Source organism: Ectopseudomonas khazarica, assembly GCF_017915135.1.
GTDB classification, from domain to species: domain Bacteria; phylum Pseudomonadota; class Gammaproteobacteria; order Pseudomonadales; family Pseudomonadaceae; genus Aquipseudomonas; species Aquipseudomonas khazarica.
On record NZ_CP068551.1, the window covers coordinates 557,047 to 582,424 of the forward strand.

At 64.3% G+C, this 25,378-nt stretch carries 19 protein-coding genes; 12 read left to right on the top strand and 7 right to left on the bottom strand.

What is annotated here, in order from left to right; all coding sequences use genetic code 11:
- Positions 1–50 precede the first annotated feature (50 nt).
- The 6 genes from JLK41_RS02615 (at position 51) to JLK41_RS02640 (ending at position 11,664) form a co-directional block, all read left to right on the top strand.
- Positions 51–2,162 carry a type IV pilus secretin PilQ gene (locus JLK41_RS02615; protein ID WP_210390276.1) on the top strand — a complete coding sequence of 704 codons (2,112 nt, stop codon included), beginning with the start codon at positions 51–53 and terminating at the stop codon, positions 2,160–2,162.
- 5 nt (positions 2,163–2,167) lie between these two features.
- The gene (gene aroK / locus JLK41_RS02620) at positions 2,168–2,686 is read left to right on the top strand and encodes a shikimate kinase AroK (RefSeq protein ID WP_080757073.1); all 519 of its coding nucleotides are present in this window, start codon (positions 2,168–2,170) and stop codon (positions 2,684–2,686) included.
- A gap of 51 nt (positions 2,687–2,737) precedes the next feature.
- Complete coding sequence (gene aroB / locus JLK41_RS02625; RefSeq protein ID WP_210390277.1) at positions 2,738–3,841, top strand: 3-dehydroquinate synthase; 1,104 nt, start codon at positions 2,738–2,740, stop codon at positions 3,839–3,841.
- A 10-nt stretch (positions 3,842–3,851) separates the two neighbouring features.
- Entirely contained in the window at positions 3,852–5,438 is a 1,587-nt protein-coding gene (locus tag JLK41_RS02630; RefSeq protein WP_210390278.1) for an SPOR domain-containing protein, read from the top strand.
- Between the two features lie 240 nt (positions 5,439–5,678).
- Positions 5,679–10,127 (top strand): glutamate synthase large subunit, encoded by a 4,449-nt coding sequence (gltB, locus tag JLK41_RS02635; RefSeq protein WP_210390279.1) that lies wholly within the window; start codon positions 5,679–5,681, stop codon positions 10,125–10,127.
- Positions 10,128–10,245: 118 nt separating this feature from the next.
- Positions 10,246–11,664, top strand: coding sequence for an FAD-dependent oxidoreductase (locus JLK41_RS02640; RefSeq protein WP_037049831.1), 1,419 nt, complete (start codon positions 10,246–10,248; stop codon positions 11,662–11,664).
- Here the strand turns inward: JLK41_RS02640 and JLK41_RS02645 are convergent.
- Positions 11,649–13,571: a sigma 54-interacting transcriptional regulator gene (locus JLK41_RS02645; protein ID WP_210390280.1), complete on the bottom strand. Its 1,923-nt coding sequence runs from the start codon at positions 13,569–13,571 to the stop codon at positions 11,649–11,651. The genes JLK41_RS02640 and JLK41_RS02645 overlap by 16 nt on opposite strands.
- Positions 13,572–13,838: 267 nt before the next feature.
- Between JLK41_RS02645 and JLK41_RS02650 the strand changes: the two genes are divergently transcribed.
- The 5 genes from JLK41_RS02650 (at position 13,839) to hemE (ending at position 18,560) form a co-directional block, all read left to right on the top strand.
- The gene (locus tag JLK41_RS02650) at positions 13,839–15,206 is read left to right on the top strand and encodes a CmpA/NrtA family ABC transporter substrate-binding protein (RefSeq protein ID WP_150607786.1); all 1,368 of its coding nucleotides are present in this window, start codon (positions 13,839–13,841) and stop codon (positions 15,204–15,206) included.
- Positions 15,206–16,042: a nitrate ABC transporter permease gene (ntrB, locus tag JLK41_RS02655; protein ID WP_210390281.1), complete on the top strand. Its 837-nt coding sequence runs from the start codon at positions 15,206–15,208 to the stop codon at positions 16,040–16,042. The genes JLK41_RS02650 and ntrB overlap by 1 nt, the downstream gene beginning before the upstream one ends.
- Before the next feature lie 4 nt (positions 16,043–16,046).
- On the top strand, positions 16,047–16,955 hold the full coding sequence (locus JLK41_RS02660) for an ABC transporter ATP-binding protein (protein ID WP_210390282.1): 909 nt from the start codon (positions 16,047–16,049) through the stop codon (positions 16,953–16,955).
- Positions 16,948–17,388 carry a cyanase gene (cynS, locus tag JLK41_RS02665; protein ID WP_210390283.1) on the top strand — a complete coding sequence of 147 codons (441 nt, stop codon included), beginning with the start codon at positions 16,948–16,950 and terminating at the stop codon, positions 17,386–17,388. Before JLK41_RS02660 ends, cynS begins: the two co-directional genes overlap by 8 nt.
- Positions 17,389–17,492: 104 nt before the next feature.
- Entirely contained in the window at positions 17,493–18,560 is a 1,068-nt protein-coding gene (hemE, locus tag JLK41_RS02670; RefSeq protein ID WP_210390284.1) for a uroporphyrinogen decarboxylase, read from the top strand.
- Between the two features lie 35 nt (positions 18,561–18,595).
- Here the strand turns inward: hemE and JLK41_RS02675 are convergent, their stop codons facing one another.
- The gene (locus JLK41_RS02675) at positions 18,596–19,027 is read right to left on the bottom strand and encodes a hypothetical protein (RefSeq protein ID WP_037049817.1); all 432 of its coding nucleotides are present in this window, start codon (positions 19,025–19,027) and stop codon (positions 18,596–18,598) included.
- Between the two features lie 145 nt (positions 19,028–19,172).
- Between JLK41_RS02675 and JLK41_RS02680 the strand changes: the two genes are divergently transcribed.
- A complete protein-coding gene (locus JLK41_RS02680; protein WP_037049815.1) occupies positions 19,173–19,943 on the top strand; it encodes a ParA family protein in 771 nt (256 codons plus the stop codon).
- Positions 19,944–19,985: 42 nt separating this feature from the next.
- On the opposite strand, the gene JLK41_RS02685 is transcribed toward JLK41_RS02680, so the two are convergent.
- From JLK41_RS02685 to selO, 5 genes are all read right to left on the bottom strand, one after another.
- Positions 19,986–20,783: a universal stress protein gene (locus JLK41_RS02685; protein WP_210390285.1), complete on the bottom strand. Its 798-nt coding sequence runs from the start codon at positions 20,781–20,783 to the stop codon at positions 19,986–19,988.
- 122 nt (positions 20,784–20,905) lie between these two features.
- Entirely contained in the window at positions 20,906–21,349 is a 444-nt protein-coding gene (locus JLK41_RS02690) for a PaaI family thioesterase (protein WP_210390286.1), read from the bottom strand.
- A gap of 92 nt (positions 21,350–21,441) precedes the next feature.
- Positions 21,442–21,876, bottom strand: coding sequence for a thioredoxin TrxC (gene trxC / locus JLK41_RS02695; RefSeq protein ID WP_210390287.1), 435 nt, complete (start codon positions 21,874–21,876; stop codon positions 21,442–21,444).
- Between the two features lie 59 nt (positions 21,877–21,935).
- Positions 21,936–23,726: an SLC13 family permease gene (locus JLK41_RS02700; protein ID WP_047591911.1), complete on the bottom strand. Its 1,791-nt coding sequence runs from the start codon at positions 23,724–23,726 to the stop codon at positions 21,936–21,938.
- A 177-nt stretch (positions 23,727–23,903) separates the two neighbouring features.
- Entirely contained in the window at positions 23,904–25,367 is a 1,464-nt protein-coding gene (gene selO / locus JLK41_RS02705) for a protein adenylyltransferase SelO (RefSeq protein ID WP_150607796.1), read from the bottom strand.
- Positions 25,368–25,378: the final 11 nt, after the last annotated feature.

A 25,378-nucleotide genomic window follows, 5' to 3' on the forward strand; every position in this document is an offset into this window, starting at 1 on the left:
CGAGGTGAAAAATGACTATAAATAATCTGTCTGCCAAACGGGATACGAAAATGAACGGCTCTCTTTCGCGTCTTAGTGTCGCCTTCATGGCAGCGCTGCTGTCGCCTGCAATCCTGGCGGCCAATCTGCAAGGTCTGGACGTGGCCAGCCTGCCCGGGGACCGGGTCGAGCTGAAACTGTCTTTCGATGAGCCGGTGACGGCGCCGCGTGGCTACACCATCGAACAGCCGGCGCGCATTGCTCTGGATCTTCCAGGTGTATCGAACAAGCTTGGCTCCAAGAACCGGGAACTGGGTGTCGGCAATGCGCGTAGCGTCACCATCGTCGAAGCCAAGGACCGCACGCGCCTGATCGTCAATCTGACCAGCCTGGCGCCGTATAGCACGCGTGTCGACGGCAACGACCTGTTCGTCGTTGTCGGTGACTCCGCCGCTGCTCCGCGTCCGGCTGCTGCGCCCGTCGCGGCGAGTCCCGCTCCAGCGAAGAAGACCTATGGTCCGCAGGCGAAAGCGATCAGCAATATCGACTTTCAGCGTGGTGAGCAGGGTGAAGGTAACGTTGTCATTACTCTTTCCGACAAGTCCGTAGCGCCTGACATCCAGGAGCAGGGCGGCAAGATCCGGCTCGACTTCGTCAAGACCGAGCTGCCTGAATCCTTGCGTGTGCGTCTGGATGTGAAGGACTTTGCGACTCCAGTCCAGTTCGTGAACGCTACCGGCAGTTCCGACAAGGCGAGCATCGTTATCGAGCCGGTAGGCTTTTACGATTACCTCGCCTATCAGACCGAGAACAAGCTGACCCTCAGCGTCAAGCCACTGACCCAGGAAGATGTCGAGCGTCGCAATGCAGATCGTTTCGCCTACACGGGCGAGAAGCTGTCGCTGAACTTCCAGGATATCGACGTGCGCTCCGTGCTGCAGTTGATCGCTGACTTCACCGATCTGAACCTGGTGGCCAGTGACACTGTCGCGGGCAATATCACTCTGCGTCTGCAGAACGTGCCGTGGGACCAGGCGCTGGACCTGGTGCTCAAAACCAAGGGCCTGGACAAACGCAAGGTGGGTAATGTGCTGCTGGTGGCACCGGCCGACGAGATCGCTGCCCGTGAGCGCCAGGAACTGGAGTCGCAGAAACAGATCGCCGAACTCGCCCCGCTGCGTCGTGAGCTGATCCAGGTGAACTATGCCAAGGCAACTGACATGGCCAAGCTGTTTCAGTCGGTGACCAGTGCCGATGGTGCGGCCGATGACCGTGGTTCGGTCACGGTGGACGATCGCACCAACAGCATCATTGCCTATCAGACCCAGGAGCGCCTGGACGAGCTGCGCCGCATCATTGCCCAGCTGGATATCCCGGTACGCCAGGTGATGATCGAAGCGCGAATCGTCGAAGCCAATGTCGATTACAACAAAGCACTTGGCGTTCGCTGGGGGGGTAGTGTGCGCAATGGCCGTTGGGATGTGAGTGGCAAGGACGGCGTGCAGGCGTTCGATGAAGATACCGGTCAGCGTATCTTCCTTGGGACGGACAAAGTTGGTAGTACGACTCTTGATGACGGTCTGGCGAACCTTCCGTTCGTCGATATGGGGGTCGCCAACAGCACCTCAGGTATCGCTATCGGATACCTGGGCAGCAGCGTGGTACTGGATCTGCAGCTCTCTGCGATGGAGGCGACCGGCAATGGTGAGGTTATCTCCCAGCCCAAGGTCGTGACCTCCGACAAGGAAACTGCGAAGATCCTGAAGGGTCAGGAAGTACCGTATCAGGAGGCCAGTTCGAGTGGCGCGACCAGCACCTCCTTCAAGGAAGCTGCTCTGTCGCTGGAGGTGACGCCGCAGATCACGCCGGACAACCGCATCATCATGGAAGTCAAGGTGACCAAGGACGCCCCGAACTTCCAGGCTGCGATCAACGGCGTTCCGCCGATCAACAAGAACGAGGTCAATGCCAAGGTGCTGGTCAATGATGGTGAAACCATCGTGATCGGTGGGGTATTCGAGAATACCCAGACCAGATCGACCGAGAAGGTGCCTTTCTTGGGCGATCTGCCGTTCATCGGCCGCGTGTTCCGTCGCGATATCGTGCAGGACGAGAAGGCTGAGTTGCTGGTTTTCATCACTCCGCGCATCATGAACAACAATTCTATTGCCGTGAATCGATGATCTAAGTGCGGAATGTAATTCTCGTAGGCCCGATGGGTGCTGGAAAGAGCACCATCGGGCGTCTGCTTGCAAAAGAACTGCGTGTGCCCTTCAAGGACTCCGACAAGGAGATCGAGCAGCGTACGGGGGCCGATATTCCCTGGATCTTCGATGTCGAAGGGGAGCAGGGCTTTCGTGAGCGCGAGCAGGCCGTCATCGCCGAGCTGTCGATGCAGGATGGCCTGGTACTCGCTACGGGCGGCGGCGCGGTCATGCGTCCGGAGAACCGTCAGGCACTGCATGCCGGCGGGCGTGTGGTCTACCTGCATACTTCGGTCGATCAGCAGATCGATCGCACCTCGCGTGATCGCAATCGTCCCTTGTTGCGCACGGCCAACCCTGCTCAGGTGCTGCGAGACCTGATGGCACTGCGCGATCCGCTGTATCGGGAAGTGGCCGATATCATCATCGAGACGGACGAGCGTCCGCCACGCATGGTGGTGCAGGAAATTCTCTCGCGTCTGGAAGCACTGTCGCCCCGTTAAAGCGCGGGGCGAACTGCGCTATTCTTAAGGCCTTTTTATTCTGGGGGCCTCATGCAGACTCTTCACGTTGAACTCGGCGAGCGCAGTTATCCCATCTACATCGGTGACGGCCTGCTCGGCCAGCCGGAGCTGCTTGCCCGGCATATCGCCGCTCGGCAGGTGGCGGTGGTCACCAATGAAACGGTCGCGCCGCTCTATCTCGATGCCTTGATGCGTTCGCTGGACGGCTTCAAGGCCGCGTCGGTGGTGTTGCCCGATGGCGAGGCGTTCAAGAACTGGGAGACCCTGCAGCTGATTTTCGACGGGCTGCTGAGCGCGCGCCACGACCGACGCACCACCGTGGTGGCGCTGGGTGGCGGCGTGATCGGCGACATGGCCGGGTTCGCTGCTGCCTGCTATCAGCGCGGCGTGGATTTCATCCAGGTGCCGACCACCTTGCTGTCGCAGGTCGACTCCTCCGTCGGCGGCAAGACCGGGATCAATCACCCGCTGGGCAAGAACATGGTGGGCGCGTTCTATCAGCCCAGGGCGGTACTGATCGATACGGCCAGCCTGAACACCTTGCCGGCGCGCGAGCTGTCGGCCGGGTTGGCCGAGGTGATCAAGTACGGGCTGATCTGCGATGAGCCGTTCCTGGGCTGGCTGGAGGGCAACATGGCGGCTCTGCGTACGCTGGATGGGGCGGCGCTGACTTACGCCATCGAGCGTTCGTGTGCGGCCAAGGCGCGGGTGGTGGGTGCCGACGAGCGTGAGTCCGGCATTCGTGCGACCCTGAATCTGGGGCACACCTTCGGCCATGCCATCGAGACGGAGCAGGGCTATGGGGTCTGGCTGCATGGCGAGGCCGTTGCCGCTGGAACGGTCATGGCGCTGGAGATGTCCTATCGTCTCGGCTGGTTGTCCGCGGCGGAGCGGGATCGGGGCGTGCGCCTGCTGCAGGCCGCCGGTTTGCCTGTCGTACCCCCTGAAGACATGATGCCCGAGCAGTTCCTTGAGCACATGGCGGTGGACAAGAAGGTTCTCGATGGCCAGCTTCGCCTGGTATTGCTCAGGCGTCTGGGCGAGGCCGTGGTGACCGCCGATTACCCGCGTGAAATTCTCGATGCCACGCTGCGTAGCGATTATGCGGCGCTGGCTCAGTCGTCCAACTCTTGAAGAGTGATTCATGACCAGTTTGCATGCTGACGAAGCTTTCCTGGCGCACTACCAGTTCAGTCACGACCCCTTCGCGCCACGAGTGCCCGGTTTCAAGTTCTTCCCGGCGCAGAGAAAGCCGGTGCTGGGGCAGCTGCACCACCTGGCGCGCTACAGCCAGTTGCTGCTGGCCGTTGTCGGGCCGGAAGGCAGCGGCAAGACACTGCTGCGTCAGGCGTTGGTCGCCAGTACCAACAAACAGGCCGTGCAGACGGTGGTCGTTGCGCAGGGTGTGACGGGCAGTGATGCGTTGCTGCGTCAGGTGGCTCAGGGGTTGTCCGTCGCCCAGGCCGATGTGAGCGCGATCCTGGCTCAGGTCGGGCAGCTGGCGCTGACGGGGCAGGAGGTCTATCTGCTGGTCGATGACGCCGATCAGCTGGATGACGCTGCCCTGAAAGCGGTTCTGGCCCTGGCGGCCGGCAATGGCGAGGGGCGTCCCCATCTGTTCCTGTTTGCCGAACAGGGTTTGCTGGCCCGGCTGGAGGCCCTCGCAGGTGGTGAGGAGTGCTATCACGCGATCGAGCTGCAACCCTACGCCGAGGACGAGACGCGTGAATACCTGGCGCAGCGCCTAGAAGGCGCTGGACAGGGGATCGACCTGCTCAGCGACGATCAGGTCGAGGATATCCATGCGCGGGCGCAAGGTTGGCCGGGAGCGATCAATCAGGAGGCCCGCGAGCTGCTGGTCGAGCAGATGCTCGCGCAGCGTTCCGCCGAGCGTGGCGCAGGGGGTGGCTTTGCTTTGCCGAAGAAGCACCTGCTCGCCCTGGCGGTGGTTGTTGTCGGTGTCGCCGCTGCCTGGTTCATGCAGGGGCGTGACAGCGCTTCCTCGGCGCCCGTTGCCAGCAATGCGTCATTGCCGCTGCAGCCGGCCTCGCCTGCTGTAGAGGTTGAGGCGCCAGCGCCGCTGGCAACGACGGAAGAGCGCGCGCCGGCCATCGAGTTCGCCGGTGCAAGCCAGCCGCTGCCGTTGCCTCTGATCGGCGAGTCGCAGGCCGTCATTCGTCAGCCTCTGGCCGAGGCCGCGGGTGAGGAGCTGGACACTTTCGAGCCGCCTGCTGCCACTGTCCCCTCGACCGTAACGGCGCCAACCGCTGCAATCCCCGCTGCACCTGCACCTGCACCTGCACCTGCACCTGCACCTGCACCTGCACCTGCGAAGCAGCCTGAGCCCGTCGCATCCAAGCCGGCTGCTCCTGCTCCTGCTCCTGCGCCGGCAGCCAAGCCTGCGCCGGCCAAACCAGAGCCTGCCAAGCCTGTGGCTGCGGCCAGTGCTGCGGGTAGCTGGTATGCCCAGCAGCCTGCATCGCGCTATGCATTGCAGGTGGTGGGTTCGCGTTCGGAGTCGAATATCCAGGCGCTGGCGCGCGAGGGTGGCAGCGAGTACCGCTACTTCAAGAAAATCCACCAAGGCCAGCCTCTGTACGTGCTGACCTATGGTAGCTTCGCCACTCGTGACGCTGCCCAGGCTGCCGTGAAAACCCTGCCTGCCAAGCTGCAGGCGGGTAAACCCTGGCCGCGCACCCTGGGCAGCATCCAGCAGGAAATGAGCCGCTAAGCTCCCCCGCCTCCAAGGTGACCGCCTGGTCTTTAGCACGACCTCGCGGTCCCATCCTTCGTTTTTGCGACATTAATTTTCACCCCCTCGTCACGAAAATTTGTGACGCCATGGGTGGATATGTACAATGACCTCCCTTTTGCCTACGCAAAGCTGGCGCGTGCCTGCTTTTCGGGTTTAAGCAATTGAATTAGAAAGTAATTTGCCTGAGGTCTAGGCAGCCTGGTGAGAGTTTCCCCTATGAAAGCAGGTTTGTACCGTCCTGATGAGTTCAAGGATAACTGCGGCTTCGGCTTGATCGCCCACATGCAAGGTGAGGCTAGTCATCACCTGCTCAAGACCGCTATTGAGGCCCTCACCTGCATGACTCACCGCGGCGGTATCAACGCCGACGGCAAGACCGGTGATGGTTGTGGCCTGCTGATCCAGAAGCCTGATCAGTTCCTGCGTGCGATGGCCCAGGAGCATTTCGGCGTCGATCTGCCCGCGCAATATGCCGTCGGCATGGTGTTCCTCAATCAGGATGCGGCCAAGGCCGAGGCCGCGCGCGAGAACATGAACCGCGAAATCCTCGCGGCCGGCCTGCAACTGGTCGGCTGGCGCAAGGTGCCGGTCGATACCAGCGTACTCGGCCAGCTGGCGCTGGAGCGCCTGCCGCAGATCGAGCAGGTGTTCATCGGTGGCGAGGGTCTGAGCGACCAGGAATTCGCCATCAAGCTGTTCAGCGCGCGCCGTCGCTCCTCGGTGGCCAATGCCGACGACAGCGATCACTACATCTGCAGCTTCTCGCACAAGACCATCATCTACAAAGGCCTGATGATGCCGGCGGACCTGCAGCAGTTCTACCCGGACCTGGGTGACGAGCGCCTGCAGACCGCCATCGCGGTCTTCCACCAGCGCTTCTCCACCAACACCCTGCCGAAGTGGCCGCTGGCGCAGCCCTTCCGCTATCTCGCCCACAACGGCGAGATCAACACCATCACCGGCAACCGCAACTGGGCGCAGGCGCGTCGCACCAAGTTCGCCAACGAACTGATCCCCGACCTGGACGAGCTCGGCCCGCTGGTCAACCGCGTCGGCTCCGACTCCTCGAGCATGGACAACATGCTCGAGCTGATGGTCACCGGCGGCATCGACCTGTTCCGTGGCCTGCGCATGATCATTCCGCCGGCCTGGCAGAACGTCGAGACCATGGACGCCGACCTGCGTGCGTTCTACGAGTACAACTCCATGCACATGGAACCGTGGGACGGCCCCGCCGGCGTGGTCCTGACCGACGGTCGCCATGCCGTGTGCCTGCTCGACCGTAACGGTCTGCGCCCGGCGCGCTGGGTAACCACCAAGAACGGCTACATCACCCTGGCCTCGGAAATCGGTGTCTGGGACTACCAGCCCGAGGACGTCATCGCCAAGGGCCGTGTCGGTCCGGGGCAGATCCTCGCGGTCGACACCGAGACCGGCCAGGTGCTGGACACCGAGTCCATCGACAGCCGCCTGAAGTCGCGTCACCCCTACAAGCTGTGGCTGCGCAAGCATGCCCAGCGCATCAAGGCGACCCTGGAAGACCGCGACCATGGTTCGGCCTTCTATGACCCGGATCAGCTCAAGCAGTACATGAAGATGTTCCAGGTCACCTTCGAGGAGCGTGACCAGGTGCTGCGTCCGCTCGGCGAACAGGGCCAGGAGGCGGTCGGCTCCATGGGCGACGACACCCCGATGGCGGTGCTCAGCCAGCGCGTGCGTTCGCCTTACGACTACTTCCGTCAGCAGTTCGCCCAGGTCACCAACCCGCCGATCGACCCGCTGCGTGAAGCGATCGTCATGTCCCTGGAGATCTGCCTGGGCGCCGAGCGCAACATCTTCAGCGAGTCGCCCGAGCACGCCACCCGCGTGATCCTCAGCAGCCCGGTGATCTCGCCGGCCAAGTGGCGCGCGCTGATGAATCTGGATCGCCCCGGCTTCGATCGTCATGTCATCGACATGAACTACGACGAGGCGCTGGGACTGGAAGCGGCCGTGCGCAACATGGCCGACCAGGCCGAGGAAGCCGTGCGCGCCGGCAAGGTGCTGCTGGTACTGACGGACCGTCACATTGCCCCGGGCAAGCTGCCGGCGCACGCGGCGCTGGTCACCGGTGCCGTGCACCATCGCCTGACCGAGAAAGGTCTGCGTTGCGACTGCAACATCCTGGTGGAAACCGCCACGGCACGTGATCCGCACCACTACGCGGTGCTGCTGGGCTTCGGTGCGTCGGCGGTGTATCCGTTCCTCGCCTACGAAGTGCTGGGTGACCTGATCCGCACCGGCGAAGTGCTGGGCGACCTGTACGAAGTGTTCAAGCACTACCGCAAGGGCATCTCCAAGGGTCTGCTGAAGATCCTGTCGAAGATGGGTATCTCCACCGTGGCGTCCTACCGTGGCGCGCAGCTGTTCGAAGCGGTCGGCCTGGCCGATGAAGTCACCGGGCTGTGCTTCCGTGGCGTCGCCAGCCGCATCCAGGGCGCGCGTTTCGTCGACATCGAAAGCGAGCAGAAGCTGCTCTCCTTCGAAGCCTGGAACAACCGCAAGGCGATCCAGCAGGGCGGTCTGCTCAAGTTCGTCTACGGTGGCGAATACCACGCCTACAACCCGGACGTCGTGCGTACGCTGCAGGACGCCGTGCAGCAGGGCAACTACGAGAAGTACAAGGAATACTCGGCGCTGGTCGATACCCGTCCGGCCTCGATGATCCGCGACCTGCTCAAGGTCAAGGAATCCGCCACACCGATTGCCCTCGATGCGGTCGAGCCGCTGGAGTCGATCTTCAAACGCTTCGATGCCGCCGGTATCTCCCTGGGCGCCCTGTCGCCCGAGGCGCACGAGGCACTGGCCGAAGCGATGAACCGCCTGGGTGGCCGCTCCAACTCCGGTGAGGGTGGTGAGGACCCGGCGCGCTACGGCACCGTCAAGAGTTCGAAGATCAAGCAGGTGGCCACCGGCCGCTTTGGCGTGACCCCGGAATACCTGGTCAACGCCGAAGTGCTGCAGATCAAGGTGGCCCAGGGCGCCAAGCCCGGTGAGGGTGGCCAGCTGCCGGGTGGCAAGGTCAACGGCCTGATCGCCAAGCTGCGCTATGCCGTGCCGGGCGTGACCCTGATCTCGCCGCCGCCGCACCACGACATCTACTCGATCGAAGACCTGGCGCAGCTGATCTATGACCTCAAGCAGGTCAACCCGCAGGCGCTGGTCTCGGTCAAGCTGGTGGCCGAAGCCGGGGTGGGCACCATCGCCGCCGGCGTGGCCAAGGCCTACGCCGACCTGATCACCATTTCCGGCTATGACGGTGGCACCGGCGCTTCGCCGCTGACCTCCATCCGTTATGCCGGTGCGCCGTGGGAGCTGGGCCTGGCCGAGACCCACCAGACCCTGCGCGGCAACGACCTGCGCGGCAAGGTGCGGGTGCAGACCGATGGTGGTCTGAAGACCGGCCTGGACGTGATCAAGGCCGCCATCCTCGGTGCCGAGAGCTTCGGCTTCGGTACCGCGCCGATGGTCGCCCTGGGCTGCAAGTACCTGCGCATCTGCCACCTGAACAACTGCGCCACCGGCGTGGCCACGCAGAACGACAAGCTGCGCAAGGACCACTTCATCGGTACCGTCGAGATGGTGATGAATTTCTTCACCTACGTCGCCGAGGAAACCCGCGAGTGGCTGGCCAAGCTCGGCGTCAGCCGCCTCGAGGACCTGATCGGGCGTACCGATCTGCTCGAGGTGCTGCCGGGCGAGACTGCCAAGCAGGGCAACCTGGATCTGTCGCCGCTGCTCGCCAGTGCGCATATCCCGGCCGACAAGCCGCAGTACTGCCAGGTGCCGAAGAACCCGCCGTTCGACGAGGGCCTGCTGGCCGAGAAGATGGTCGAACTGGCCAAGGACGCCATCGTCGGCAAGACGGGCGGCGAGTACGAGCTGAAGATCGGCAACTGCGACCGTTCCATCGGTGCCCGTGTGTCCGGCGAGATCGCCCGTGCCCACGGCAACCAGGGCATGAACGGCGCACCGATCACCTTCCGCTTCAAGGGCACTGCCGGTCAGAGCTTCGGCGTATGGAACGCCGGCGGCCTGAACCTGTGCCTGGAAGGCGACGCCAACGACTACGTGGGCAAGGGCATGACGGGCGGCAAGATCGTCATCACCCCGCCTGCTGGCAGCCCGTTCGCCACCGAGGACAGCGCCATCATTGGCAATACCTGCCTGTACGGCGCCACCGGCGGCAAACTGTTCGCCACCGGCACCGCCGGCGAGCGTTTCGCTGTGCGTAACTCCGGCGCTCATGCCGTGGTGGAAGGCACCGGCGACCATTGCTGCGAATACATGACCGGCGGCTTCGTCTGCGTGCTGGGCAAGACCGGCTACAACTTCGGTTCGGGCATGACCGGCGGCTTCGCCTACGTGCTCGACCTGGACAACGGCTTCTACGACCGCGTCAACCATGAGCTGGTGGAAATCCAGCGCATCAACAACGAGGCGATGGAGGCTTATCGCAGCCACCTGGAAAGCGTATTGGCCGAGTACGTCGCGGAAACCGGCAGTGAGTGGGGCCATAACCTGCTGGAGAACCTGGACGACTACCTGCGCAAGTTCTGGTTGGTCAAGCCGAAAGCGGCCAGCCTGAAGTCGCTGCTGTCCAGCACCCGTGCCAACCCGCAATAAAGCCGCAAGCGGCAAGCCCCACGCTGCAAGTCAGAAGCAGCTCCGGGCTTGCCGATCCAACGTGATCGTCTTGCAGCTTGCAGCTTGAAGCTTGCCGCTGCTGTTATGAGGTAATGCAATGACTGAACGTCTGAACAACGACTTCCAGTTCATCGAAGTCGGGCGCAAAGACCCGAAGAAGAAACTGCTGCGTCAGCGCAAGAAGGAATTCGTCGAGATCTACGACAACTTCAAGCCGGCGCAGGCCTCCGACCAGGCGCATCGCTGCCTGGGCTGCGGCAACCCGTATTGCGAGTGGAAGTGCCCGGTGCACAACTTCATTCCGAACTGGCTCAAGCTGGTATCGGAGGGCAACATCCTCGCGGCGGCCGAACTGAGCCACCAGACCAACACCCTGCCGGAAGTCTGCGGTCGGGTGTGCCCGCAGGACCGTCTGTGCGAGGGCGCCTGTACCCTCAACGACGGTTTCGGCGCGGTGACCATCGGTTCGGTGGAGAAGTACATCACCGACACCGCCTTCGCCATGGGCTGGCGTCCGGACATGTCCAAGGTCAAGCCGACCGGCAAGCGCGTTGCCGTGATCGGTGCCGGCCCGGCCGGTCTGGGTTGTGCCGACGTGCTGGTGCGTAATGGCGTGACCCCGGTGGTGTTCGACAAGAACCCGGAGATCGGTGGCCTGCTGACCTTCGGCATTCCCGAGTTCAAGCTGGAGAAGACCGTACTCAGCCGCCGCCGCGAAGTCTTCAGCGGCATGGGCATCGAGTTCCGTCTGAACACCGAGATCGGCAAGGACGTGACCATGCAGCAACTGCTGGATGAGTACGATGCCGTGTTCATGGGCATGGGCACCTACACCTACATGAAGGGTGGTTTCCCGGGCGAGGACCTGCCGGGCGTCTACGACGCACTGGATTTCCTCATAGCCAACGTCAACCGCAACCTGGGCTTCGAGAAATCGCCGGAAGACTTCATCGACATGAAGGGCAAGCGCGTCGTGGTGCTCGGCGGTGGCGACACCGCGATGGACTGCAACCGCACCTCGATCCGTCAGGGCGCCAAGGCGGTGACCTGCGCCTATCGGCGTGACGAAGAGAACATGCCGGGCTCGCGCAAGGAAGTGAAGAACGCCAAGGAAGAGGGCGTGAAGTTCCTCTTCAACCGCCAACCCATCGCCATCGTCGGTGAGGGCAAGGTGGAAGGCATCAAGGTGGTCGAGACCCGTCTCGGCGAGCCGGATGCCCGTGGTCGCCGCAGCCCCGAGCCGATTCCGGGTTCCGAGGAAGTCATCCCGGCAGAGGCCGTGCTGATCGCCTTCGGTTTCCGTCCGAGCCCGGCCCCCTGGTTCGAGCAGTTCGAGATCCAGACCGACAGCCAGGGCCGCGTCGTGGCGCCCGAGCAGGGTCAGTTCAAGCACCAGACCAGCAACCCGAAGATCTTCGCCGGTGGCGACATGGTGCGCGGTTCGGACCTGGTGGTGACCGCGATCTTCGAAGGCCGCAACGCCGCCGAAGGTATCCTCGACTACCTCGGCGTCTGATTCGCCCGAGATCTGCGCGGCTGCGGTCGGTAGTCGCGCGGGTCGATGGCGAAACTCTCCAGGCGCGAGCGCAGGGTGGTGGGCTTGAGCTCCAGCAACCGCGCCGCCCCCTCCTTACCCGATATCCTGCCCGCACAGGCACTGAGCGCGGCGATCAGGTTGTCACGCATCTGTCTGCGCTGTTCGCCTTGAGTGAGGATGCGTGCTTCCTGCTCCCTCGCTATTGGCGTCAGCGGCTCCACCGGTGCGTCGCTGGGCAGGTCCAGTCGCAGGCGTGTGCCGGGTGAGATGATCACCGCGCGTTCGATCAGGTTTTCCAGTTCGCGGATGTTACCGGGCCAGGAGTAGGCCTGCAGGCGCTGGATATCGGCCAGGCGCAGGCTCGGTTCGGGTCGGTTCAACTGGCGGCAGACGCGGCCGAGGAAGTGCTGGGCGAGCAGCGCGATGTCGTCCGTTCGCTGGCGCAGCGGTGCCGACTCGATGGGGAAGACGTTGAGGCGGAAATACAGGTCTTCACGAAAGCGTCCTGCGCGCACCTCCTGGCGCAGGTCGCGGTTGGTGGCGGCGATCACCCGTACGTCCACCTGGCGTGTGCGGGTATCGCCGACCCGCTCCAGCTGCTGCTCCTGCAGCACGCGCAGCAGTTTGCTCTGCAGTTCCAGCGGAATCTCGCCGACCTCGTCGAGAAACAGCGTGCCGCCATCGGCCAGTTCGAAGCGGCCGACCCGGTCGTTCAGCGCGCCGGTGAACGCGCCACGGATATGGCCGAAGAACTCGCTCTCGAACAGCTCGCGCGGTACCGCGGCGCAATTGACCCGGATCAGCGGCCGGCGGCTGCGCCCGCTGTTGTCGTGAATGGCGCGGGCGATCAGCTCCTTGCCGGTACCCGACTCGCCGCTGATCAGCACGTTGGCGCCGGTCGGGGCGACCAGTTCGATCTGGTGGATGACCTGCTGCATGGCCGCGCTGCGCCCCACCAGGTCGTGTTGTGCATACTCGCCGCGAATCTCCTCCTGCAGGTAGGCGTTCTCCAGCTCCAGGCGCTGCTTGAGCTGCTGCACCTCGCTGAGTGCCTGGCGCAGGCGGCGCTCGGTTTCCAGGCGTTCGCTGATGTCGCGAAACACCACCACGGCGCCGACCAGCTCACCGTCGTCACGCAGCGGCGTGCTGGTGTACTCCACCGGGATGGGCTTGCCGTCCTTGTTCCAGAACACCTCGTCCGCCACCTGGTGCACCTCGCCATCGTTGAACGCGGCATAGATGGGGCAGGTATGGCCATCGTAGGCGCTGCCATCGGGGTGGTGGTGATGGATCAGCTGATGGATGCTGTGCCCGATCAGGTCCTCGGCGCGCCAGCCGAGAATGCGTTCGGCCGCCGGGTTGACGAAGGTGGTCTCGCCGTTGCGATTGACGCCGTAGATGCCTTCGCCGGCGGCTCCGAGGATCAGCTGGTTCTGTCGCTCGAACTGGCGAAAGATGCGTTCCACCCCCTGCCATTCCAGCAGGCCACGGCGCTGATAACGCTCGGCCTCGGCCAGCCCGCGCAGTGCGTCGAGGCGACGGCGCTCCTGAATCAGCAGGCCGAGCAGCGCAACGCCATCGTGCTGCAGGTGGCTGCCGCTGATTTCCACTTCCCGGCGCTCACCGTCCTGACCCAGCAGGCCAAGGCTGTCGCGCCAGGCATGGCCGCGTGCCTGGACCTCCTCGGTGAAGGTCACCAGGGCGCCCAGATCGTGCGCCCAGAGACGGCTGGCGCGTTGTGCCAGCAAGGCGTGCATGGGCCAGCCGAGCAGCTCGCAGCAGGCCGGGTTGGCCTGCAGGATACGGTCGGCGGCCGGGTCGATGAGCAGGCTGGCGCTGTGCATGTGCTGCACCAGCAGGTGGCTGGCGGTCGTCGAGTCAGGCATGGCGTGTTCCGAGGCGGTTGTCTGCTCGAGGTGCAATCAAGCAGCGTGCCATTTGACGACTTGTCGTTTCTGCTGCTGACGATATCTCGTTGATTACGATATTCCGTTGTTCTCGTTATTAGATAAAACGTTTATTTATCAGTAGCTTACGCTGTTTCATGAAGTGGTACAGCTCCTGCAGTGCCTGAGTCGAACCGGCCGAGAGCGGTCATTCCACTCAGCGTCAGCCTCACCAGTTTGGGGCACGCGACAGCAGGAGTAGTCACGATGAGCGTCAACAGCCTGGACGATCCGTTCAGCCCCGATAGTGAGCTGGCCCATGCTGCCGGCTGCGAGTGTCAGCGTTGCGCCCCGAGCGCGGCGGCCTTGCCGGAGAGCAGCGAGCAGATGCTCGACCGCGCCGTGGAAAGTGCCATCGTCCGTGGCGTGTTCGGCCACAACGAATTTTCCCGGCGCAGTTTCATGGGCATGATCGGCGGCGGTGTGGCGGCGGCGATCCTCGGCAGCATGATTCCCCTCGATGCTGTCAAGGCGGCGGTCAAGGACAGCCTCGGGCCCCTGGAGAAGAAGAAGCTGAAGATCGGCTTCGTGCCCATCACTTGCGCCACGCCGATCATCATGGCCGACCCCATGGGCTTCTATGCCAAGTACGGGCTGGAGGTGGAAACGGTCAAGACCGCTGGTTGGGCGGTGGCGCGCGACAAGTCGCTGGCCGGAGAATACGACGCCTCGCACATGCTCTCGCCTATGCCCCTGGCCATCAGCCTGGGCCTGGGCTCGACGCAGACGCCGTTCGTCATGCCGGCGCTGGAGAACGTCAACGGCCAGGCCATCGTGCTGGGCATGCAGCACCAGGACAAGCGTGATCCGAAGCTGTGGAAGGGCATGCGTTTCGGCGTGCCGTTCGAGTATTCGATGCACAACTTCCTGCTGCGCTATTACGTCGCCGAGCATGGCCTGGACCCGGATCGCGACATTCAGATTCGCGTCGTGCCGCCACCGGAGATGGTTGCCAACCTGCGCGCCGGCAATCTCGATGGCTTTCTCTCGCCGGACCCGTTCAACCAGCGCGCGGTGTGGGAGAAGGTCGGCTTCATCCACCTGCTGACCAAGGACCTGTGGCCGGGCCACCCGTGCTGCGCCTTCGCCTGCAGCCAGCAGTTCGCCAGCGACAACCCCAACACCTACGGCGCCCTGCTGCATGCGCTGGTCGATGCCACGCAGTATTCGTCCAGGGCGGAGAACCGCAAGGCAGTGGCCGAGGCGATCTCCACCAAGAACTACCTCAACCAGCCGGTGGCGGTGGTGCAGCAGGTGCTCAGCGGGCGCTTTGCCGATGGTCTGGGCAAGATTCACGACGAGCCCGAGCGGATCGATTTCGATCCGTTCCCCTGGCAGTCGATGGCGGTGTGGATCCTCACTCAGATGAAGCGCTGGGGCTACCTGGAAGGCGACGTGGACTACCGCACCATCGCCGAGCGGGTGTTCCTCGCCGCCGACGCCGGCAAGGTCATGCAAGACCTCGGCCTGCCGGTGCCGGGCGACGCCTACAAGTCCTTCAGCGTGATGGGCAAGCCGTTCGATCCGGCCGACCCGGAGGGCTACCTGTCCAGCTTCGCCCTGCGGAGGTCATGATGAAGGCTTCATTGCCACTGCGCTCGGCGATCATTTCGGTCCTGCTGCTGGTGCTGCTGCTGGGTATCTGGGAGGCGTTGTGCCGGGTGCCGCCCAGCGCCGAGGTGGCGGCCGACGACGAGTACGCGCTGCTCATGGGCGAGGCCGAGCAGCGCGCCAGCGTGCCACCGCCTTCGGTGGTGCTGGCGCATGCCTACGCCGAGCTGAGCCAGCCGTTCTGCGACAACGGGCCGAACGACAAGGGCATAGGTATCCAGCTGGGGCACTCGCTCTATCGGGTGCTGAGCGGCTATCTGCTGGCGGCGCTGGTGGCGATTCCGCTCGGTTTCGTCATCGGCATGTCGCCACTGATGTACCGCGCGCTCAACCCCTTCATCCAGGTCCTGCGACCGATCTCGCCGCTGGCCTGGATGCCGCTGGCGCTGTTCGTGATCAAGGATTCGCAGACCTCGGCGATCTTCGTGATCTTCATCTGCTCGGTATGGCCGATGCTGCTCAACACCGCGTTCGGCGTCGCCGGCGTGCGCCGCGACTGGATCAACGTCGCCCGTACCCATGAACTCGGCCCCTTGCGCACGGCGTTCAGCGTCATCCTGCCCGCCGCGATGCCGACCATCCTCACCGGCATGCGTATCTCCGTGGGTATCGCCTGGCTGGTGATCGTCGCCGCCGAGATGCTCGTCGGCGGCACCGGCATCGGCTACTACGTGTGGAACGAGTGGAACAACCTGGACCTGTCCAGCGTGATCTTCTCGATCCTGATGATCGGCGTGGTGGGCATGCTGCTCGATCTTCTGCTGGGCAGCGTCGCCCGTCTCGTCAGCTATCAGGAGTGATGCCATGTCCCGTTATTTTCTCGATGCGCGGTGCCTGGCCAAGCGCTTCGCGCAACCCGGCACGGAGCCGCTGACGGTGTTCGAGGATGTCAGCTTCGGCCTCGAACAGGGTGAGTTCGTCTGCATCATCGGCCACTCCGGCTGCGGCAAGTCGACCATTCTCAACGCCCTGGCCGGGCTCGACAGCTTCAGCGAAGGCACCCTGGAAATGGCCGGCAAGGAAGTCGCCGGGCCGAGCCTGGAGCGCGGCGTGGTGTTCCAGAACTACAGCCTGCTGCCCTGGCTCAGTGCGCTGGAGAACGTCGAGTTCGGCGTGCGTGCACGCTTCCCTGAGTGGTCCAGGGAGCAACGCCGCGCGCACAGTCGCAAGTACCTGGAGATGGTCGGCCTGGGCGGCTCCGAGGCGCGCAAGCCGGCGCAGTTGTCCGGCGGCATGCGTCAGCGCGTGAGTATCGCCCGCGCCTTCGCCACCCAGCCGCAACTGCTCCTGCTCGACGAGCCGTTCGGCGCGCTGGATGCCCTGACCCGGGGGGTGATCCAGGACGAGCTGATCAAGATCTGGAGTGCCACCCGGCAGACGGTGTTCATGATCACCCACGATGTCGACGAGGCGATCCTGCTCTCCGACCGCATCCTGCTGATGACCAACGGCCCGCAGGCACGCATCGCCGAGTCGGTACGCATCGACTTGCCACGCCCACGGCAGCGCGACCAGGTGATCCACCACCCGGCGTACTACCGCATTCGCAATCACCTCGTGGACTTCCTGGTGAACCGCTCGCACGCATTGCGCGGCTGCACCCTGGCCGACGAGCAGGGCTTCCCGCCTGAGATCAACCCCGCCCTGGAGGAGCCAGCCGCTGCTACCAGGGTCGTACCTCTGACCCCTGTTAAGGAGTTTCACCATGGATAAACAACAGATGCGCAGCACCATCAACGCCGCCAGGGAGCGCCTCGGTCTCGACTGGGCAGCCCTTGGCCAGGGTATCGGCATGTCGCCGGTGTGGGCCACCTCGGCGTGCCTGGGCATGAACAGCATGCCCAAGGCACAGGCCGACGCCCTGTGCGAGATGCTGGAGCTGCCCGAGGAGGTCTCGGCGGCGCTGCAGGCCTTTCCGCACAAGCATTGGGACAAGGCCATTCCCACCGACCCGCTGATCTATCGCTTCTACGAGATGATCAACGTCTACGGTGAGACCATCAAGGAACTGATCCATGAGGAGTTCGGCGACGGCATCATGAGCGCCATCGACTTCAGCATGGACATTTCCCGTGTCGCCGATCCCAAGGGTGACCGCGTGCAGATCGTGCTCAACGGCAAGTTCCTGCCCTACAAGGCCTGGTGAAACGGCGCGGCATATGGTCGCGATGGACGAAAGGCACGGCACCCGCCGTGCCTTTTGTTTTGCGCTCTGCGAAAATGCCCGCACTTTTTTTCCAGGACTCTGCCATGACCGCCCTGAAGAACGACCGTTTCCTGCGCGCCCTGCTCAAGCAACCTGTGGATGTCACGCCGATCTGGATGATGCGCCAGGCCGGCCGCTATCTGCCGGAATACCGCGCGACCCGGGCCAAGGCCGGCGACTTCGTGAGCCTGATGAAGAACCCGGAGCTGGCCTGCGAGGTCACCATCCAGCCGCTGGATCGCTATCCGCAGCTGGACGCGGCGATCCTGTTCTCCGACATCCTCACCATCCCCGATGCGATGGGGCAGGGCCTGTACTTCGAGACCGGCGAAGGTCCGCGTTTCAAGAAGGTGGTCAGCAACCTGGCCGACATCGAGGCGCTGCCGGTCACCGACGCGGAGAAGGACCTTGGCTACGTGATGGACGCTGTGCGCACCATCCGCCGCGAACTCGGTGGTCGGGTGCCGCTGATCGGCTTCTCCGGCAGCCCGTGGACGCTGGCGACCTACATGGTCGAAGGCGGCTCGAGCAAGGATTTCCGCAAGACCAAGGCCATGCTCTACGACAACCCGCAGGCCATGCATGCGCTGCTGGACAAGCTGGCGCAGTCGGTCACTGCCTACCTGAACGGGCAGATCCTGGCGGGGGCGCAGGCGGTGCAGATTTTCGACTCCTGGGGCGGCGCGCTGTCGGCAGCGGCCTATCAGGAGTTCTCCCTGGCCTACATGAAGAAGATCGTCGCTGGCCTGATCCGCGAGCATGAAGATCGCCAGGTCCCGGTGATTCTGTTCACCAAGGGCGGCGGGTTGTGGCTCGAGTCGATGGCCGACAGCGGCGCCGAAGCCCTGGGCCTGGACTGGACCTGCGACATCGGCAGCGCCCGCGCCCGCGTCGGCGCCAAGGTTGCACTGCAGGGCAACATGGACCCGGCGGTGCTCTACGCCAAGCCCGAGGCGATCCGCGCCGAAGTGGCGCGCATCCTGGCGGCCTACGGCGCCGGTAGCGGCCACGTGTTCAACCTCGGCCACGGCATCACCCCGGAAGTCGACCCGGCCCATGCCGGCGCCTTCTTCGAGGCCGTGCACGAGCTGTCGGCGCAGTATCACCAGTAGCACCATGAAAAAGCCCGGCATTGCCGGGCTTTTTCTTAGAAACCTGCGCGGTACTTGCTGTCGACCTTGCGCTTTTCCAGTGTGTACCGAGCAATGTCCATTTGCCCGCTGCCCAGCTGATCGTCCAGTTCCTGCAGCTCTCGCTCGTGCAGTTTGGCGACATGGGCCTTGGTCACGTTGTAGTTGATCGCACGTGCTGCGTCGTAGCCACTGACCGGATCCCAGAGGATGGACAGCGGCCAGAGCAGCAGGTTGACGACGCCATAGCCATATTCGCGCCCATAGAACGAACCACCACCGGGGAGCAGGCCGAGTGCGGCAGCCGCGCCGGGGCTCTTGTCCCGGATGGCCATGCCACGGCTTTCATATGCGTCGAGCTCGGCTTTCTGTACGGAGTTGAGCCCGTTGGCACAGCCGGTGGTGATGGCCAGAAGGCCGCCAATCAAAAGTGTACGCAGGTACTGCATTGCATTTCCTTGTTGTGCATGTTGTCCTGATGCGCCGCTGGCGCGCGCGGAAACTATCACGATTGATGTCATTTGGCCATTATTGTCGTGATTGTCATGAGGTTTGCATAAGCTCTGGAGTCCAGAGCATTCAGGGAGAGCAACGATGCGACGTGTGGTGTTCAACCAGAAAGGGGGCGTGGGCAAGTCCAGCATCGCGTGCAATCTCGCTGCGGTGAGTGCCGCGCAGGGTTATCGGACGTTGCTGATCGACCTCGACGCCCAGGCCAACTCGACCCACTACCTGACCGGGCTGACCGGTGAGGAAATCCCCGTTGGCATTGCCGACTTCTTCAAGCAGACCCTGGCGTCCGGGCCGTTCTCCAAGAAAGGCAAGGTGGACATCTACGAAACCCCCTTCGACAACCTCCATGTGGTCACCGCGACGGCGGAACTGGCGGAGCTGCAGCCCAAGCTGGAGCAGAAGCACAAGATCAACAAGCTGCGCAAACTGCTCGACGAGCTGGCCGAGGATTACGACCACATCTACCTGGATACGCCGCCTGCGCTGAACTTCTACACGGTCTCCGCACTGATCGCGGCTGACCGGGTGCTGATCCCCTTCGACTGCGACAGCTTCTCGCGTAATGCGCTGTACGGCCTGCTGGCCGAGATCGAAGAGCTGCGCGAGGATCACAACGAGGCGCTGGAGGTGGAGGGCATCGTGGTCAATCAGTTCCAGCCGCGCGCCTCGCTGCCGCAGCAACTGCTGGACGAGCTGCTTGCCGAGGGGCTGCCGGTGCTGCCGGTCAACCTGATGAGCTCGGTGAAGATGCGCGAGTCGCACCAGGTGTGCACGCCGCTGATCCATCTGGATGCACGGCACAAGCTGACTCAGCAGTTCGTCGAGCTGCACGACCTGCTCAACCAGGCCTGATCATCCGGCAAAGAGAAGGCGCCCTCGGGCGCCTTTTGTTCATCAGCGCACCACGAACACGTCGCACGGTGCCCTGTGCAGGAAGTGCTGGGCCAGGCTGCCGAGCAGCGCCTGGGAGAAGGCGCTGCGGCCGTGGCTGCCGAGGACCAGCAGCTCGCCGCGGCGACTCTTGATCTGCTCCTGCAGGCTGCGCAGGATGCCGCCCTGCAGCACCTCGTGGCTGAGCGAGGGGCCGCCTGGTGGCAGGCTCTGCGATTCGTCGTGCAGGAGCTGGTCGATCAGGCCGCGCTGTGTCTCGAGTTGCTGTTCGACCTGCTGAGGCGTGCCCTTGTCCGGCTCGAAGACGTGCAGCGCGTGCAGCTCGGCGCCTTCGGGCAGCAGCCGATACGCCTGGCCCAGGGCGCTGCAGGCGCACAGCGAGAAGTCGATGGCGGCCAGTGCTCGCTGGTAGGGGGCGAAGTCATTGCGCGCGACCAGCAGCAGCGGCACGGTGCAGCGGCGGGCGATGCGGTCCAGGCTGGTACCGGAGAAGAAGTCATGGCGCTGGTGATGGCCGCCCAGCACGAGCAGGTCGCAGCCGGTTTCCTGCACCTGCTGCAAGACCACCTCCGAGGGTTTGCCGCTGAGCATGCGCAGCGCGGTCCCGGCTGGCGCGTACTGGGTCAGGCTGCGGTCCAGGGCCTGGCGGGCCTTCTCGTGCTGCTCGCTGCTCTGGCTCGGGTCCAGGACGTGCAGGATGGTCAGGCGGGCATTGTGCTGCTTGGCCAGTTGGGTGGCACGGCACAGGGCCAGGTCGGCGGTGTCGCGTAGGTCGTGGGCGATAAGAATGTGATTGAACATGGTGACGGCTCTCCTGCCGATACCCGTCGGCAATTTTATTGTGCCTGTTCAGATAGCCGCTCTTTTGACCTATGGCAAGGCCGGGAACTGTTACCGATTGCGAATGCCGGTGGCGGCGTCGTTCAGCGTAAACGCAATTGATAGTGGCCGCGACTTTCCGCGACCACTTCTCCGTTGCCGTCGGTCAGTTGCAGTTCCAGCAGGTAGGACGCCTTGCCCTGCTGGTGCGCCTGCTCCTCCAGACCCTGGATTTCCTCGGCCGACAGGCGCGCTTCGACCTGGATGTCTCCGCTGGCCGGGCGCCGGAAACGCAGGTTCATTTCCGTGACGATGGGATAGAAGCGCTGGGTGTCGAAGCTGGTCAGGAACAGGGCTCCGCCCGGGATTTCCGCCAGGGTGAAGAGGGCGCCCGCGTACATGCTGCCGATGTGGTTCTGGTTGCCTTGCAGGGGCATGCGCAGGCGCACGAAGCCGGGCTCCAGAACCTCGGCCTTGAGGCCGCTGCGGTGGACGAAGGCGATCTGTTCTTCGGTCAGCTGACGAGCGATTTCCGTGGGCAGAGGCATGGCGCGACTCCATGGGCGATGATCGCCCCAGCCTAAAGGCTGGACCCTGCCCTGCAATTGACCTCAGCGCCCGAGCGCGTTGACCGAAGCGCTCACAGGCCGTGCTGGCGCAGCCAGGCCAGCAGTTGCGGCAAGGGCATGGCGCCGCTCTGGCGGGCCACTTCCACACCGCCCCTGAACAGGATGAGGCTGGGAATCGAGCGGATGCCCAGCTGGCCGGACAGCTGGGCATTGGCCTCGCTGTCCAGCTTGCCCAGGCGGCAACGTCCTTGCAGCTGCGTCGCGGCCTGCTGGAAGGTGGGGGCGAACGCCTGGCAGGGGCCGCACCAGCTCGCCCAGACATCCACCAGCAGGGGCAGGTCGCCCTTGAGCTGGCTGGCGAAGTTGCCCTGCGTCAGCTCGATGGGCGCTGCCGGCAGCACCTGCGCCTTGCAGCGGCCGCAGCGCGGGCTGTCGTGCAGGCGCTCGCCTGGGATGCGGTTGAGCCCGTTGCAGTGCGGGCAGGGAATCAGCAGGGGATCGGACATGACGGCGACGCTCCAGGGAACATGTCGAGCAGATGGAGTCGCCACCGGCGGATATCAAGTCAGATCGGCGTCAGCGGGAAGAACCAGGGGATGACCACGGTAGCCACGGCCCAGAGCAGCAGATTGAGCGGCACGCCGACCTTCATGAAGTCGGTGAAGCGGTATCCCCCCGCGTTGTAGACGAAGGTGTTGGTCTGATAGCCGATCGGGGTGGCGAAGCTGGCGCTGGCGGCGAACATCACCGCGACCACGAAGGCGCGAGGGTCGACGCCGAGGTGCTGGGCCAGGCCGATGGCGATCGGCGTCACCAGCACGGCGACGGCGTTGTTCGACAGCATCTCGGTGAGGACCGAGGTGAACAGATAGATCACGCTGAGCATCAGCAGGGGGCCGGCCCAGGGCAGCCAGCCCATCACGTTCTCCACCAGCAGCCTGACCAGACCGACCTTGTCCATGGCGATGCTGATGGCCAGCATGCCGAAGATCAGGCTGAGGATCTTCCAGTCCACCGCCTTGTAGGCGTCCTCGACGTCGAGGCAGCGGGTTGCCAGGACGGTGACGGCGCCGATGATCGCCAGGCCCTCGATGGGCATCACGCCGAAGGCGGCCAGCAGCATCACCGCCAGCGTGGCGATGATCGCGATCGGCGCCTTGTCGCGGCGGAAGGCGCGTTCCTGCACGGCGTTGAGGCTGATCAGTTCGCCGTTGTCGGCGAAGCGCTTGATCTGCGCCGGCGTGCCTTCCACCAGCATCACGTCGCCGAACTGCAGCTGGAAGTCGTCGAGGTTGCCCTGCACGTTCTCGTCCTGGCGGTGGATCGCCAGGACCGCGATGCCGTAGCGTGCGGTCAGGTCGAGGTCGCGCATCGGCCGGTGGCTGTAGCGCGAGTTACGCCCGACGATGGCCTCGGCGAGGATCACGTCGTGGCTGCTGATGGTCTCGAAGGCGTCGCCGCGGTTGAAGCTCAGGTGACCGCTTTCACGCAGTTCCACCACGTTCTTCACCTGGCCGTGGAGCATCAGGCGATCGCCGCTGGCCAGCAGGGTGTTGGCGCCCGGCTCGGTCAGCTCCTGTTCGTCGCGAAACAGCTTGAGCACCTGCAGGCCGCTGCCGCCGTTGAGGTTGGCCTCGTGCAGGGTCTTGCCGATCATCGGCGAGTCGTGCGGGACCAGCAGTTCGGTCATGAAGGTGCGTGACAGGTCCGGGCGCAGCTGGCGCGAGAGGGTCTCGCGCTCCGGCAGCAGGCGCCGGCCGATGGTCAGCAGGTAGGCCATGCCGAACGCGGCCATGATCAGCCCGGCGCCCGTGATCTCGAAGATGCCGAAGGGCTCCAGGCCCGCCTTGCGTGCCACGCCGTCGACCAGGATGTTGGTCGAGGTGCCGATCATGGTCAGGGTGCCGCCGAGGATGGTGGCATAGGACAGCGGGATGAGCAGCTTGGATGGCAGGGTGCCGGCGCGCCGCGCCAGGGCGATGGCCACCGGGGTGAGGATGGCCACGACCGGGGTGTTGTTGAGGCAGGCCGAGACCACCAGCGCGGTGACGGTGAGACCGGAAAGCACGCGGATCGGGCTGGTGCCGACCAGATTGCCCAGCCAGTTGCCCAGCGCGTCGATGCAGCCGGTACGTTCCAGGGCGGCGGAGAGCACGAACATGCAGGCGATGGTGACCGGTGCCGAGTTGGACAGCACGCTGAGCACTTCCCCTGGCGTCAGCAACTGGCTGACCAGCAGCGCGGCCACGGCGATGGCGGCGACGATGTCCGGGCTCCACTTTTCCCGCACGAAGGCGTAGAGCACCCAGATCAGCAGGGCGCCGACGAACAGCAGGGGCAGGGAGTCCCAGGGCATGAAAATCCTTGGCAGCGAATCTCGTGTGAGGTATCGGGCACGCACGGGGCGGCCTGGCTGGGCGCCAAGATAGAGGGCTTCTCTTAGATAGTCTAAGAATGTTTGGGCAGATTGATATGCCTTTTCGATTTAACAGATAAGGCGGCCAGCGGGGTTGTCCGGGGCTTCGACAGCCGCTCAGGACGAGCAGCTGATCTCCAGGTGCTTGCCCCACTGCGGCGGGCGCTCGGCGTAGCGCTGCATGTCCGGCTGCTCGTCGAACGGCCGTGACAGCACCGCGTGCAGCTCACGTACCGGGCCGTAGTCGCCTCGTTCGGCGGCCTCGATGGCCTGCTGGGCCAGGTAGTTGCGCAGGATGTACTTGGGGTTGCACGCCTGCATGCGCGCCTGCCGCTCGGCCTGCTCGCCGCCCTCGCGTGCGCAGCGGGCGAGGTAGTCGCCGCCCCAGGCGTCGAAGCCGGCGAGGTCGACGAAGTCCTCGCGCACCACCTGCAGCGCGTCTGCGGGCGCACGCTCCCCCAGGTTGCGGAAGAACAGCGTGTAGTCGGTGGCCTTGCCGGCCTGCATCAGCTGCAGCAGGCGCTGGACCAGCGCCTCGTCATCGTCCTCGGCCCGGGTGAAGCCCAGGCGTCTGCGCATCAGGTCCAGGTAGTGGGCCTGATACAGCGGCAGGAACAGCTCCAGCGTCTCGCGCAGGCGCTCCACGGCGACGAAGGGGGTCAGCGCCTGGGCCAGGGCCGCGAGGTTCCAGTGGGCGATGGGGACCTGGTTGCTGAAGCTGTAGCGGCCACTGTCGTCGGAGTGATTGCAGATGTGCTGGGCATCGAAATCGTCGAGGAAGGCATAGGGGCCGTAGTCGAAGGTGATGCCGAGGATCGACATGTTGTCGGTGTTCATCACCCCGTGGCAGAAGCCGTAGGCCTGCCAGTGGGCGATCATCTGCGCGGTGCGTTCGATCACCTCGCGCAGCATCGCCAGCCAGGGATCGTCCTGTTCCAGGCAGTGCGGGAAGTGGCAGCTCAGCACGTGCTCGCCGAGCATTTTCAGCTGCTCGTGCTGGCGCGTGTAGTAGAAGTACTCGAAGTGACCGAAGCGCACATGGCTGCGGGCCAGGCGCAGGACCATGGCGGCGCTTTCCTGCTTCTCGCGCCACACCGGGGTACTCGAGGCGGTCACGCACAGCGCCCGTGAGCTGGGGATGCCGAGCGCGTGCAGGTGTTCGCTGGCGAGAAACTCGCGGATCGACGAGCGCAGCACCGCGCGGCCGTCACCCATGCGCGAATAGGGGGTCATGCCGGCGCCCTTGAGGTGCAGGTCCCAGTGCTCGCCGGCCGTGTTCAGTACCTCGCCCAGCAGCAGGCCTCGGCCGTCGCCCAGGCGTGGCGTGTAGCCGCCGAACTGGTGCCCGGAGTAGACCATCGCACGCGGTTCGGCGTCGCCCCACAGCTTGTGCCCGGCGAACAGCTCGGTGAATTCGCTGCGCTGCGCCTCGGCCGGATCGAGATCGAGCAGGGCCATGGCCGACTCGCTCGCCACCACCAGGCGCGGTTGCTCGATGGGCTCGGGCAGCACCTCGGTGGAGAAGGCATCACCCAGGCGGGCGAAGCGGTTGTCGAAGGTCAGCGCGTCGAGGCGTTTCACCTGGGGCTCCT